The 13,912-nt window shown below is 69.0% G+C and carries 10 protein-coding genes and 2 tRNA genes; 9 read left to right on the top strand and 3 right to left on the bottom strand.

Annotation, left to right across the window (positions count from 1 at the left end):
• The first annotated feature begins 187 nt into the window (after positions 1–187).
• From ACIQAK_RS11445 to ACIQAK_RS11425, 5 genes are all read left to right on the top strand, one after another.
• A complete protein-coding gene (locus tag ACIQAK_RS11445; RefSeq protein ID WP_401847998.1) occupies positions 188–691 on the top strand; it encodes a DUF721 domain-containing protein in 504 nt (167 codons plus the stop codon).
• Positions 692–1,111: 420 nt separating this feature from the next.
• Positions 1,112–3,181 (top strand): DNA topoisomerase (ATP-hydrolyzing) subunit B, encoded by a 2,070-nt coding sequence (gyrB, locus tag ACIQAK_RS11440; protein WP_366388641.1) that lies wholly within the window; start codon positions 1,112–1,114, stop codon positions 3,179–3,181.
• A gap of 47 nt (positions 3,182–3,228) precedes the next feature.
• Positions 3,229–5,871: a DNA gyrase subunit A gene (gene gyrA, locus ACIQAK_RS11435; protein WP_366388642.1), complete on the top strand. Its 2,643-nt coding sequence runs from the start codon at positions 3,229–3,231 to the stop codon at positions 5,869–5,871.
• A 94-nt stretch (positions 5,872–5,965) separates the two neighbouring features.
• Complete coding sequence (locus ACIQAK_RS11430; protein WP_366388643.1) at positions 5,966–6,565, top strand: DUF3566 domain-containing protein; 600 nt, start codon at positions 5,966–5,968, stop codon at positions 6,563–6,565.
• Between the two features lie 71 nt (positions 6,566–6,636).
• Positions 6,637–6,710, top strand: a tRNA-Ile gene (locus ACIQAK_RS11425).
• 291 nt (positions 6,711–7,001) lie between these two features.
• Here ACIQAK_RS11425 and ACIQAK_RS11420 read toward each other — a convergent pair.
• A complete protein-coding gene (locus ACIQAK_RS11420) occupies positions 7,002–7,364 on the bottom strand; it encodes a DUF6344 domain-containing protein (RefSeq protein ID WP_366388644.1) in 363 nt (120 codons plus the stop codon).
• Positions 7,365–7,655: 291 nt separating this feature from the next.
• On the opposite strand from ACIQAK_RS11420, the gene ACIQAK_RS11415 reads away from it, so the two are divergent.
• Both ACIQAK_RS11415 and ACIQAK_RS11410 read left to right on the top strand, forming a co-directional pair.
• On the top strand, positions 7,656–7,790 hold the full coding sequence (locus ACIQAK_RS11415) for a DLW-39 family protein (RefSeq protein WP_219818897.1): 135 nt from the start codon (positions 7,656–7,658) through the stop codon (positions 7,788–7,790).
• Between the two features lie 398 nt (positions 7,791–8,188).
• Entirely contained in the window at positions 8,189–9,487 is a 1,299-nt protein-coding gene (locus ACIQAK_RS11410) for a hypothetical protein (protein WP_366388966.1), read from the top strand.
• A gap of 12 nt (positions 9,488–9,499) precedes the next feature.
• Here ACIQAK_RS11410 and ACIQAK_RS11405 read toward each other — a convergent pair whose 3' ends face one another.
• The gene (locus tag ACIQAK_RS11405) at positions 9,500–10,945 is read right to left on the bottom strand and encodes a serine/threonine-protein kinase (RefSeq protein ID WP_366388645.1); all 1,446 of its coding nucleotides are present in this window, start codon (positions 10,943–10,945) and stop codon (positions 9,500–9,502) included.
• 104 nt (positions 10,946–11,049) lie between these two features.
• Positions 11,050–11,598, bottom strand: coding sequence for a DNA-binding protein (locus ACIQAK_RS11400; RefSeq protein WP_366388646.1), 549 nt, complete (start codon positions 11,596–11,598; stop codon positions 11,050–11,052).
• A gap of 181 nt (positions 11,599–11,779) precedes the next feature.
• Between ACIQAK_RS11400 and ACIQAK_RS11395 the strand changes: the two genes are divergently transcribed.
• Both ACIQAK_RS11395 and ACIQAK_RS11390 read left to right on the top strand, forming a co-directional pair.
• Positions 11,780–11,852 (top strand) — tRNA-Ala (locus ACIQAK_RS11395).
• Between the two features lie 589 nt (positions 11,853–12,441).
• Entirely contained in the window at positions 12,442–13,449 is a 1,008-nt protein-coding gene (locus ACIQAK_RS11390; RefSeq protein ID WP_366388647.1) for a hypothetical protein, read from the top strand.
• Positions 13,450–13,912: the final 463 nt, after the last annotated feature.

The following is a 13,912-nucleotide window of genomic DNA, read 5'->3' as shown; positions in this document are numbered from 1 at the left end:
GGGCGCTTCCGGCGCCCACGGACTGCCCGGCGGTACGGGGCCAGCGGCCCACGGCGTGGGAGCCACCGCCGGCAGGGGACCCGCGGTCCGTGCTGGCGGCACCCCCGCCGGTACGGGACCCGCGGTCCGTGCTGACGGCACCCCCGCCGGTACGCCCGCGGCGGCCGGGAGCCCGGCGCCGCCCGAGGTGTCCGGGGTCGACCTCGCCCGGGTCGCGCTGCGGGCGGCGAAGGAGCAGGCCCGGGCGCGAGGGGCGGCGGCCCAGCAGAAGAAGCAGGCCAGGCGGGGTGGCGGGCTGCGCTCCGGAGCCCGTTCGGACGGCCGTGATCCGCAGCCGCTGGGCTCCGCGATCAGCCGGCTGATCACCGAGCGCGGCTGGGAGACCCCCGCCGCGGTAGGCGGGGTGATGGGGCGGTGGGCACAGATCGTGGGCGACGATCTGGCCAACCACTGCGTGCCGTTGCGCTACGACGAGGACCCGGCGGCGCGGGTGCTCACTGTGAGCTGCGACTCCACGGCCTGGGCGACGCAGCTGCGGCTGCTGGCCCCGCAACTGGTGGCCCGCCTCAACGCGGATCTGGGGCAGGGAACCGTACGGATGATCAAGGTGGTCGGTCCGGGGGGCCCGGAGCGCCGGTTCGGGCCGCTGCGGGCGCCTGGCAGCAAGGGGCCCGGGGACACCTACGGATGACCGCTCCGCTGCCTGCCAGGCTCTGATCGATCTGCTCCCTGACAACCCTGATCTGCGCTTTTGGCTGAAACTTGTCGTGTCCCTGATGTTCGCGCGGAGGGCTCGGGTCCGCCGGGAGCTCCTGGTTCGCCGGGGTTCGTACCGGCGGAGACCGGGGGGTGCGGGCGGAGTGTCCCTCACCGTAGCGGGAGGTTGACAGCCCGAAGCGCTCAATGCCCGTCAGGGCCTCTTGGGGCCCCTCCCTGAATATGGGGAGTCGTCAACCGTCGATTCAGGGCGGCACATGGGTACTCAGGTACCGGCAAACCCCCATTCATGTCAGTGCTACCGGTAGACTGATGGGTAATCCCGCTACTGAGGCGGGAGTCGTCGATACAAGCCGAACGACGCAGCCGCTCCCGCCTGTCCGGAAGTCGGCCTGTGCTGTGCCAGAAAGGGCGCTTCGTGGCCGATTCCGGCAACCCCAACGAGAACATTCCGTCCACAGCCGGTGAACCGGGCGAGGTCACCCCCTCGTACGACGCCAGCGCGATCACCGTGCTGGAAGGGCTGGACGCGGTCCGCAAGCGACCTGGCATGTACATCGGCTCGACCGGTGAGCGCGGCCTGCACCACCTCGTGCAGGAGGTCGTCGACAACTCGGTCGACGAGGCGATGGCGGGCCACGCGGACTCGATCGACGTCACGATCCTCGCCGACGGCGGCGTGCGCGTGATCGACAACGGCCGGGGCATCCCGGTCGGCATCGTGCCGTCCGAAGGCAAGCCGGCCGTCGAGGTCGTGCTCACCGTGCTGCACGCGGGCGGCAAGTTCGGTGGCGGCGGTTACGCCGTCTCCGGCGGTCTGCACGGCGTCGGTGTCTCCGTCGTCAACGCCCTGTCCACCCGGGTCGCCGTCGAGGTCAAGACCGACGGCCACCGTTGGACCCAGGACTACAAGCTGGGCGTTCCGACGGCTCCGCTGGCCAAGCACGAGGCCACGGACGAGACGGGTACGTCGGTCACCTTCTGGGCCGACGGCGACATCTTCGAGACCACCGAGTACAGCTTCGAGACCCTCTCGCGCCGCTTCCAGGAGATGGCGTTCCTCAACAAGGGCCTCACGCTCAAGCTGACCGACGAGCGCGAGTCGGCGAAGGCCACGGCGGGCGCGGACAGTGCCGAGGCCGTCGAGGTGCCCGAGGAGGAGACGACCCGCACGGTCACGTACCACTACGAGAACGGCATCGTCGACTTCGTCAAGTACCTCAACTCCCGCAAGGGCGACGTCATCCACCAGTCGGTGATCGACATCGAGGCCGAGGACAAGGGCCGTCTCCTCTCGGCCGAGATCGCCATGCAGTGGAACACGCAGTACACCGAAGGCGTCTACTCCTTCGCCAACGCGATCCACACCCATGAGGGCGGTACGCACGAGGAGGGCTTCCGTGCGGCGCTGACCTCCCTGGTCAACCGGTACGCGCGCGAGAAGAAGCTGCTGCGCGAGAAGGACGACAACCTCACCGGCGAGGACGTGCGCGAGGGGCTCACCGCGATCATCTCGGTGAAGCTGGGCGAGCCGCAGTTCGAGGGCCAGACGAAGACCAAGCTGGGCAACACGGAGGCCAAGACCTTCGTGCAGAAGGTCGTCCACGAGCAGCTGACGGACTGGTTCGACCGGAACCCGAACGAGGCCGCCGACATCATCCGCAAGGGCATCGCCGCCTCGACCGCCCGCGTGGCGGCCCGCAAGGCGCGCGACCTGACGCGGCGCAAGGGGCTCCTGGAGAGCGCCTCGCTGCCGGGCAAGCTGAGCGACTGCCAGTCGAACGACCCCACCAAGTGCGAGATCTTCATCGTCGAGGGTGACTCCGCCGGTGGTTCGGCCAAGTCCGGCCGCAACCCGATGTACCAGGCGATCCTGCCCATCCGCGGCAAGATCCTGAACGTCGAGAAGGCCCGGATCGACAAGATCCTGCAGAACACCGAGGTCCAGGCGCTGATCTCGGCCTTCGGCACCGGGGTCCACGAGGACTTCGACATCGAGAAGCTCCGCTATCACAAGATCATTCTCATGGCGGACGCCGATGTCGACGGCCAGCACATCAACACCCTGCTGCTCACCTTCCTCTTCCGCTTCATGCGGCCGCTGGTGGAGCAGGGCAACGTCTACCTCTCGCGCCCGCCGCTCTACAAGATCAAGTGGGGCCGGGACGACTTCGAGTACGCGTACTCGGACCGGGAGCGCGACGCGCTCGTGGCGCTCGGCAAGCAGAACGGCAAGCGGATCAAGGAAGACTCGATCCAGCGCTTCAAGGGCCTCGGCGAGATGAACGCCGAAGAGCTGCGCGTCACGACCATGGACATCGACCACCGGGTCCTCGGGCAGGTCACGCTGGACGACGCGGCGCAGGCCGACGACCTGTTCTCGGTGCTCATGGGTGAGGACGTCGAGGCACGGCGCTCGTTCATCCAGCGCAACGCCAAGGACGTCCGCTTCCTCGACATCTGAGTCGGCCGTACCCGCGACGCCGCAGCTCGAAAGGACTTTGACCAGCAATGGCCGACGAGAACACCCCTGTGACACCTGAACCCGTGATGCCCGACGAGGAAGCCACGATCCCCGGCGTGGGCATGCGTGTCGAGCCCGTCGGGCTCGAGACGGAGATGCAGCGCTCCTATCTCGATTACGCGATGTCCGTCATCGTCTCGCGTGCTCTCCCCGACGTACGGGACGGCCTCAAGCCCGTCCACCGCCGGGTGCTGTACGCGATGTACGACGGCGGCTACCGCCCCGAGAAGGGGTTCTACAAGTGCGCCCGCGTCGTCGGTGACGTCATGGGTACGTACCACCCGCACGGCGACTCCTCCATCTACGACGCCCTGGTGCGGCTCGCGCAGCACTGGTCGATGCGCATGCCGCTGGTGGACTCCAACGGCAACTTCGGTTCCCCGGGCAACGACCCGGCCGCCGCCATGCGGTACACCGAGTGCAAGATGATGCCGCTGTCCATGGAGATGGTCCGGGACATCGACGAGGAGACCGTCGACTTCCAGGACAACTACGACGGCCGCAACCAGGAACCGACGGTCCTGCCGGCGCGCTTCCCGAACCTGCTGGTCAACGGTTCCGCGGGGATCGCGGTCGGCATGGCGACCAACATCCCGCCGCACAACCTGCGCGAGGTCGCCGCCGGTGCCCAGTGGTACCTGGAACACCCCGAGGCCTCGCACGAGGAGCTGCTGGACGCGCTGATCGAGCGCATCAAGGGCCCCGACTTCCCCACCGGCGCGCTGGTCGTGGGCCGCAAGGGCATTGAGGAGGCGTACCGCACCGGGCGCGGCTCCATCACGATGCGGGCGGTCGTCGCGGTCGAGGAGATCCAGGGCCGGCAGTGCCTGGTCGTCACGGAGCTTCCGTACCAGACCAACCCCGACAACCTCGCGCAGAAGATCGCCGATCTGGTCAAGGACGGCAAGGTCGGCGGCATCGCGGACGTCCGCGACGAGACCTCCTCGCGTACGGGGCAGCGCCTGGTCGTCGTGCTCAAGCGCGACGCGGTCGCCAAGGTCGTCCTGAACAACCTGTACAAGCACACCGACCTCCAGTCGAACTTCGGCGCCAACATGCTGGCCCTCGTCGACGGGGTCCCGCGCACGCTGTCGATCGACGCGTTCATCCGCCACTGGGTGACGCACCAGATCGAGGTCATCGTCCGGCGTACCCGGTTCCGGCTGCGCAAGGCCGAGGAGCGGGCGCACATCCTGCGCGGCCTGCTGAAGGCCCTGGACGCCATCGACGAGGTCATCGCCCTCATCCGGCGCTCCAACACCGTGGAGATCGCGCGTGAGGGCCTGATGGGCCTGCTGGAGATCGACGAGATCCAGGCGAACGCGATCCTGGAGATGCAGCTGCGCCGGCTGGCCGCGCTGGAGCACCAGAAGATCACCGCCGAGCACGACGAGCTCCAGGCGAAGATCAACGAGTACAACGCGATCCTGGCCTCGCCCGAGCGGCAGCGCCAGATCGTCAGCGAGGAACTGGCGGCGATCGTCGAGAAGTTCGGCGACGACCGGCGCTCCAAGCTGGTGCCCTTCGACGGTGACATGTCCATCGAGGACCTGATCGCCGAGGAGGACATCGTCGTCACGATCTCCCGCAGCGGCTATGTGAAGCGCACGAAGACGGACGACTACCGCTCGCAGAAGCGCGGCGGCAAGGGCGTGCGCGGGACGAAGCTCAAGGAAGACGACATCGTCGACCACTTCTTCGTCTCCACGACCCACCACTGGCTGCTGTTCTTCACGAACAAGGGCCGCGTCTACCGGGCGAAGGCGTACGAGCTCCCGGACGCCGGCCGGGACGCGCGCGGCCAGCACGTCGCCAACCTGCTGGCCTTCCAGCCGGACGAGAAGATCGCCCAGATCCTGGCGATCCGCGACTACGAGGCCGTGCCGTACCTGATCCTGGCGACGAAGGGCGGTCTCGTGAAGAAGACCGCGCTCAAGGACTACGACTCGCCGCGCTCGGGCGGTGTCATCGCGATCAACCTGCGCGAGATGCCGGAGGGCGGCGACGACGAGCTGATCGGTGCCGAGCTGGTGTCGGCGGAGGACGACCTGCTGCTCATCAGCAGGAAGGCGCAGTCGATCCGGTTCACCGCGACGGACGACGCGCTGCGGCCGATGGGCCGTGCCACCTCGGGCGTCAAGGGGATGAGTTTCCGCGAGGGAGACGAACTGCTCTCGATGAATGTCGTCCGGCCCGGTACGTTCGTGTTCACCGCAACCGACGGCGGGTACGCCAAGCGCACCCCCGTCGACGAGTACCGCGTCCAGGGCCGCGGCGGCCTCGGCATCAAGGCTGCCAAGATCGTCGAGGACCGGGGCTCGCTCGTCGGTGCGCTGGTGGTCGAGGAGACGGACGAGATCCTTGCCATCACCCTCGGCGGTGGTGTGATTCGTACGCGAGTCAATGAAGTCAGGGAGACGGGCCGTGACACCATGGGCGTCCAACTGATCAATCTGGGCAAGCGGGATGCCGTCGTCGGCATCGCGCGCAACGCCGAGGCCGGTCGTGAGGCGGAAGAGGTCGATGGGGCCGATGATGCTGAGGGCGAGACGGCCGAGGTCCACGCCGCGAGCGTGGTAGAGGGCACTGTCGAGGGCACGGAGCCTTCGACCGGGGAGCACGAGGAGTAAGAGCGTGAGTGGAGCCACGGGCGCCGGTTCGGCCGCTTCCGGAGCAGGAGCGAACGGTGCCCGTGGCCCTGCCACGGACTCCCAAGGGGGCACTGTGACGGACACACGAGGGCCTCAGCCCCAGTACGAGGGTTACGCGACCGGGCCGCTGCCCGGCGAGCGTGAGCCCGCACCGGGGACGTCGGGGCCGTACCACCCGCCTCAGGCGTACCAGGCGCCCGGCGGTGGCACCCAGGGCGGCGGGGGCACCTCGGGCGGCGCGCAGGGCGTGGGCGGCGCCCAGGCGACGCGCAAGCCGCGCACGGGGGCGCGGACCACTCCGCGTACCCGCAAGGCCCGCCTGCGGGTGGCCAAGGCCGACCCGTGGTCGGTGATGAAGGTCAGCTTCCTGCTGTCGATCGCGCTCGGCATCTGCACGGTGGTGGCGGCGGCGGTCCTGTGGATGGTGATGGACGCGATGGGCGTCTTCTCCACCGTGGGCGGCACGATCAGCGAGGCCACCGGCTCGAACGAGAGCAACGGCTTCGATCTCCAGTCGTTCCTCTCGCTGCCGCGCGTGCTCATCTTCACCTCGGTCATCGCCGTGATCGACGTGGTGCTGGCCACCGCGCTGGCGACGCTGGGCGCCTTCATCTACAACCTGTCGGCGGGCTTCGTGGGCGGTGTCGAGCTCACGCTGGCCGAGGACGAGTAGCCCGCCGAGTATCGATTTTGGGACTGGCCCCGACGTGCGCTAATCTTCAGAAGTCAGCGCGACAGCGCGGCGGGGCTATAGCTCAGTTGGTTAGAGCGCATCCCTGATAAGGATGAGGCCACAGGTTCAAATCCTGTTAGCCCCACAGAACGGAGACCCCCGGCCACCAGTGGCCGGGGGTCTTCGCGTTGGTGGTCAGTGCGCGGGATCGGGCTGGACCAGGTGGCCGGGCCGGTCCGAGGGAACCCGCCCTGTGGCCGGGCTGGGCCGGGTCGCGGTACCCGCCCTGTGGCCGGGCTGGGCCGAGGGAACCCGCCCTGTGGCCAAGGGCTTTCGTCGGTGGCGCCGGCTGCGTACGGAAGGCCCCCGGGGTACGCGAAAAGGCCCCCGGCCGGTGTGAACCGACCAGGGGCCCCGGAGTGTTGCGGCGCCGGCATCAGGGGGGTGGTGCCGGGGAGTCGCCATCCGGGGCCGTGTGGTGGGAGCCGGTGGCACGGGGGGACGTGGGGTCGGTGGACAGGTGGCGGGTGGCCGGGGAGGAGCCGTGGGCCTCGGCCCGGATGCGCTGCTTCATCGTGGGCGGCAGGGTCCGGTCACGCGGAAGGGTCCATCGCACCGAAGGGGCGAGCGGGGTTGCCGCGGTGGCACCCGTGTGCTCCTGGGTCGTGGCGCTCGGCTGCGCGGCGTTCGTGGCGTTCGCTGTGCCCGCCGTGGCGGTGGCGAGGCCCAGCGACGCCAACAGGGCGAAGAAGGCGGTGATGAAGGCGGTCCAGATGCTCTTGGGCGTGCAGGTGCTCATGGCCCCTCGCTTTCGGGTGGTCCGGTCGCTGACTCCTCCGATCATGTGGATCCGGGCCGCGTTTCCCGGGAGCGACGCCCGCGCTGCGCCGATCTTCAGATGAACACCACTCGTATGGTGCAACCGGGCCTGACGGACCTTCCGGAGCGCGTCACGAGGGCCGGTGCGGGCCGTGTCGGGGTGCCGGGGGTGGGCTGCTTTCGGGTCCCAGGCAGGTCACCGATCGGTATCGGCCGGTGTGTATAGTCGGCGACAGAAGGCCCCTATTCCAAGGAAAGACGAGGTCGCGCGGTGAAGAAGCTTCTCCTGGTCGCACTGGCTGCCATCGGTGGGCTCCTCGTGTACCGCCAGATCCAGGCGGATCGCGCCGAGCAGGACCTGTGGACGGAGGCGACCGACTCCGTGCCCGCAGGTCCGGGTGTGTGAGACGGCACAGTCTGTTACGAGCCCCGGTCGCTGAGCGGCCGGGGCTTTGTGCTGCCCGGAACTTCGCCGTCGTCGTGCCGCGCTGTCGCGGGACCGTGACGCCCACACCGTGAGTTCGCCTAAGCAAACGAGTAGCTTGCTGAAGCAAAGCGTCTGGGGCGTTGCGGGAAGCCGGCTCAGCTGCGGGGACGGGAACGCGGACAAGCGGGGCGATCCGGCTCCGGCCGGAGACAGCGGCGGTGCGGGCGGGGCAGGATGGACCGGCATTGCGGCCGCCGTCGGAGCGGGCGCCCTGGTGAACACGGCCGGGGTCGCCTCCTCGTACGCGGCCGTCGCAGGGAGGCCGTGCGGACGACGAGGGGAAGTGCGTGAAGAGGCAGCGCAACAGGGGCCGGGCGATGCTGGCGGCGTTCGCCGCGATGTGCGCGGTGGCGGTGCTGCCGGGGCAGGCGCACGCGGCGGGCCCGCCGGCGTACGCCTTCGACCCCGACGCGAAGAAGGTGCAGGGCGCTGAGCTCAACGCCGAGGCGTCCACCCTGGTCGCCGGGGCGGTGTACCGCAGCTCGATCGGACCGGGCGAGAAGCTCTACTACCGGGTGAAGCTCGACAGCGTCACCGACGCCTATGTCTCGGCGGTCGCGGTGCCGGGAAGCGGCGGTTCGGTGGCGTACGGGGACGGGATCACGATCAGCGTCCGGGACCTCAACGACTCGCAGTGCAGCTCGAACCGGACCACCTTCGGCTCGGGCGAGACTCCCCGGCCGATCGCGGCGTACGCCCACCGGACCATCGGCAAGGGCGCGGGCACCACCTGCCGGGACGCCGGGCCGTACGACGTCCTGGTCGAGCGCGAGAGCGAGTCCGGCTCCAGCTCCGAGGCCTGGGACCTGGAGCTGCGTTTCGTCGAGGAACCCGGGCTGAGGAGTGGCGGGCCGACGCAGACCACCGCGCCGGAGGACTGGCCCTCCAGCACGCCCGCCCCGCCGGACGCCGCGGCGCAGAAGCGTACGGGTGGCAGCAGTTACTACGACGCCACCAGCCTGAAGACCGGCGAGTGGATCGACGAGATCGCCCCGGGCCAGACCCGCTTCTACCGGGTGCCGGTGGACTGGGGACAGCAGATCTACGCCTCCGCCGTGCTCAGCAACACCACGGCGGACACGACGGAGTTCGTCGGCAACGCGCTCACCCTGTCGCTGGACAACCCCGCCCAGGGGCACATCGCGGACACGTCCCTGTCGTACTCCGGAAGGTCCGCGAGCACGGCGCTGAAACCGCTGCCGCCCGTGGCCTACCGCAACCGGTACGACTACAGCTCCCAGGTCAGCCCCCTGCGCTTCGCCGGCTGGTACTACCTGTCGGCGACGCTCAGTCCGGAGGTCGCCGAAAGCTACGGTGAGAAGCCGATCGCGCTGACGCTGACGGTCCAGGTGAAGAACAAGGCCGGTGAGTCGCCGTACGAAGGTGACCCGGGGATCTTCGCGGTGACCGAGAAGGACAAGGAGCTGGCCCGTAGCGGCGACAGCGCTCCGAAGGCCGCGAAGAGCGCGACGATGCAGGTGGTCGCCGCCGGAGCGTTCGGCGCGGGCGCCGTGCTGGTGCTGGGCCTCGGCGCCTGGACCTGGCTGGCCCGCCGCCGCGCGGCCGCCGGGCACCAGCGGCCGCCGTTCGGGGGGCCGCCGCAGCAGGGCTGGTAGCGGCTGCTCCCGTCACATCTGGGTCAGTGCCCAGATGCCGACCGCGAAGCAGATCAGCGCCACCACCAGCACCGGGACCGCCACCTTCGGGGGCGGTCCCGGCCGCGTCTGCCGTACGGGGACGGGGACGGGGGCGCGCGCCGGCGTATGGGTGGCGTGGGCCGCGAAGGGCTGGTGGGGCGGCTGGTGTTGCTGGTGGGCGGTGTAGGGACGGGTGGCCGACGCCTCGTGCGGTACGCCGGAGGTCGGTGCCTGGGCCAGGTCCGGTGCTCCGACGGCGTACGGGAACGGGGCGGCGGGCTGGGCGTGCAGCGGGGCCGGGGGCGCCGCGGGCACGGGCCGGTGCAACGGCGGCCTGCCCTGCGGGTGGGCCTGCTGGGCTTGTTGGGGCGGAGGCGCCAGGTGGAAGCTGCCGGTCTCCGACATGGAGACGGGCGGCGGCGACACCGGCGGCTCCTGGGCCGGTGGCGGGGAGGGTGGCTGGGAGGGCTGAGGCTCCTGGGCCGCTGGCGGGGAGGGTGGCTGGGAGGACTGAGGCTCCTGGGGCACCTGAGGGGCTTGAGGCGCCTGCGAGGCCTTTACGGGGCCCTCGGGGCCGAACCCCGTGGGCAGCGGCCCGATCTGGTCGAACACCTCCACCGGCTCGTCGTCCGGGCCGGGCTCGGACAGCATCTCGACCGCCGCGGTCAGGGCCTTGCGCGCACCCGTCGCCGTACGGAACCGGGCCTGCGGGTCGGGCTGCAGCAGTCCGGCCAGCACCTGCCAGAGCGGCTCGGGGATGCCTTCGGGGGCGCCCGGGGTGCCGTGGGCGGCGAAGTGCTCGACCAGCGCCTGGGAGTCGGGCTTCCGGCCCTGGAGGAGGTAGAGGGCGACGAGGCCGACGGCGAAGAGGTCCGCGGGGAAGTCGGGCTCGGCGCCCATCATCTGCTCGGGCGCGAAGTAACCGGGCGTGCCGACCACGTAGTTGGTCTCGGTCAGCCGGGGCTCGCCCTTGCGCATCGAGATGCCGAAGTCGGAGAGGCGCAGATGCGGGCGGCCCGTTCCGGTCGCCTCCATGAGGATGTTGGCCGGCTTGATGTCGCGGTGCACCACCCCTTCGGCGTGCACGGTCGACAGCCCGGACAGCAGCTGGTCCAGCAACAGGCAGACGAAGCGGGGTGGCAACGGCCCGTAGTCGCCTATGACATGGGCGAGCGAACCGCCGCTGACCAGGTCCATGGTGAAGAGGACCTTGTCGTCGTCGGCGGCCCAGCTGGCCGGTGCCAGCACATGCGGGTGCTCGATGCGCAGCGCCTGCTCGCGGACGAAGCGCAACAGCGTGTGCGCGTCGCTCTGTTGCAGGACCTTGGCCGCGACGTACCTGCGGCGGCGGTGGTCCCAGGCCCGCCAGACGGCACCGACCCCACCGCGCCCGATCGGATCGATCAGCTCGTACCGACCAGCGAAGACCTCACCCATTGTGCTGCGCCCGCTCCCCGTTCCCGTTGTCGCCCGCGGCCCCTGATGGGACCAGGGACCCCGGCTGCGTGCCAGGCCCTGGTTCCGGTCGTGCTTCTGAGCCGCTAGCTCTGGTGTCCTTCGTAGTGCGCGACCGCGTCCGCGGTGCGGCCCGCTCCGTACACCCGGAGGAACTCTGCCAGCTCCGGGTGGGTCGGGGCGAGGGCGTCGGCGGCGTCGATGATGTCGCCGGCCGCCGCGACCGACCTCAGCAGGGACTGGATCTCGCGCACCACGCGGCGGACGGTGAGAGCGCCGCCGGTCGTCGTGGTCTGGCCGGTGGCGGTGAGGACGGAGCCGCCCTGCGACTTCTTGATCTCTTCCATCCGGTCGGTGGCCTCGCCCGCGCTGACGCTGCCGTCCGCGACCTGGCTCGACAGCTCCTGAAGTGCCTGGACGCGCTGGACGACCGCCGGGTTCCCGATCTTGGCCCGCTGGCCGCTCATCAGCTGGGAGAGCATCGGGGCGGAGAGCCCGAGAACCGCGGCGAGCCGTGCCTGATTCAGGCCGAGGTCGTCGATCAGCCGACGGAAGAGCGCCCCCAGCGGCTCGCCGTACCAACTGCGCTGAAGCTCTCTGGCTCTTGCCGTCGCCTCTTGTTGCGCTGCGTCCATGACGTCTCCCCTTCGCTGCGGCTTCGCTGCTGCGAACCTCGTCCAGCATCTTACGGAGAGTGGTCGCCCACCGGGAGTCCCTATCCTTTTGCAAGATTGGGGGGAGCACCCGGTACTCTGGTCTGCGACGGTGGCCGTGGCACGGACGGGTGCGGGGCTGTCCTCGTTTGCTGTTTCTTCCGGGGCCTTAGCTCAGTTGGTAGAGCGCTGCCTTTGCAAGGCAGATGTCAGGAGTTCGAATCTCCTAGGCTCCACATCGATAGACCCTCCTGACCTGCATAAATGCAGAAAGGGTGGTCTTTTTGTCCCGCTTTCCCGTGCTGACACGTCAGCACGGCTGTGCTGACGTTTGGCTTCGGCTGGCTGCTGCCCGGGCGTGGGCGGTGTCTGTGCCCTCCTGCTGATCTCCTAGGACCGACGGGTTGACTGAGGTCCAGCCCTTATCGTCGTCATCATGCTCAGCCGACCGAGGTGGTGAGCTCCTGGGTGAGTAGGGAGCTTCGCGTCCTCTGTTGGCGACTTTGGACTTGGTGATCGATGACAGTCCGGGCGCAGGCAGGCTTGTCAGGGATCGTGGACGATGGCTGGTCGTCTGGCGCTCTTGCGGATCTTCTAGACTCCGCGGCGCTCTTCAGGACGTGGGTCTCTGCTGCCTCGGGGGTTGTCGGGGGTGGTGTGGCGTGGATAGCCTGCCGGGGAGTAAGGAGTTCGGGAGAGGACCTGAACCACCGCTGATCTCTTTGAGGCATGGAGCGTTGGAACGCGCCTTCGCCACCGCTTCTTTCCGTGTTCTCTTCCGTTGCCGCCGGGATGTCAGCGCTCCGGCGGCCGAAAGGCGTTTGCATGACCATTTACTGTCAACATGCGAACCGTGGGAAGACGCAGATTCTGGCGGTCTACCGGCGTGAGGACGATGCCGTGTCGTCCACCGTGACGAGCCTCGGTTCTGCAGAGCTTGCGGCACCGATCGTTGAGGCACTTAATCGGATCTCCGCCCTTGCCACAGTCCCCCTGGGCCTCTTTGACGAGCGGGGTAGGCGGGTGGATCGTTATCCCACTGACCATCTGGCAGCGCTCACCGACCGGGCTGCACGTGCTGGGCTCCTTAGCGGAGCGCACAGCCTCTGGTACGAGTGGGTCTGCTGGGATCTTCACCAGGCGCTGGTGGACCTGGACGAGGCGGTCGCGGCCGCACCCGCTCCGATCCGGATCGCGATCGAGGCGGAGATGGAGACAGAGGAACGTGAGCTGCGCGATGCGCTCGCCGAGTACTCGGAGGCAGTCCCTGTACCTGAGGGGAACCAGCGTTCCTGGGATTCCGGGTTCCCGTTCGTTCCGTACAAGGGCGGTATGCACCTCCTGACGCGTGAAGCGCGGAAGGAATTGGACCGTCTTGAGGAAGGCATCACCCGCGAGAAGCGGGAGGCGGCAGTTTCGGACCTGCGACTGCTGGTCACCGCCTTCGACCAGTGGTCGGCCGCTCAGGCGGACGACGGGATGTTCTCGCTCGAGTACCCCGAGATCTTTGCCGAGCCGTACGACGCGAATCACCACTTCCTGACGGTCTCCGCCCCGGATCCCGGTGGTGAGGGCATGGACGCCTGGCACGTCGATGTGTGCCGGTGGGAGCCCGATGACCCTGAGGAGAAGGGGGAGGAGGAGTACAGCGGCGCCACCGGTGTACACCTACTCCGGTGCGTGCTGCCCGCGACTCCGAGTGCCGAAGTTGTCGCCCAGTTGTTGTCCAGGGTCTCTGCGGAGCCGGGAGTACTCACGGAGTGGGCTCAGGCGACTGCGGGGAGCGCACTGGAGGGAACGAACCTGGTCGTCACCTCATGCCTGGCCGAATGAGTCTTGAGACAGCCCGTGCCGGGGAAGCCTTTGCCGTCTCAGCTGGGCAGTGTCCTTGGGGGTAGGAGGAGGGCTGACGGGAGGAGCTGCCGTCGCTGTTTGGTGGAGCTGCTGCTGCCTGTGCCGAGCTGGAACACGAAGCGGCATCGGTGAGCGGGTGCACTTGCGATGGGTTTCTCATCGAGCTGGCCGGCGGGCGGGCCTACACCCTCGACCTGGTGCGATCTAGCCGGACTAGAAACGACGGGAACGGGGCGTCTCTCCCAGTTCTGCAGCGAAATCGCAGGTCAGGAAGGTAGCGGTTTCGGGGCTGAACCTACTGGGTTGTGGTGCAGGTTTTGCTCTCATGTGGATCTCCTAGGACCGGGTGGGGCTCCTTCGTCGGGGGTGTGCCGAGTCGAGGGAGGGGCCGGTTAGCGGCGTTAAGTCTGCCCGTACGCACCTCTTCGGAGGTGCGGCTCTC

This window comes from Streptomyces sp. NPDC088706, from assembly GCF_044752765.1.
In the GTDB taxonomy this organism is placed as follows: domain Bacteria; phylum Actinomycetota; class Actinomycetes; order Streptomycetales; family Streptomycetaceae; genus Streptomyces.
The sequence above is the reverse complement of the archived record's forward strand: the minus strand, read 5'-3'. Positions and strand labels throughout refer to the sequence as shown.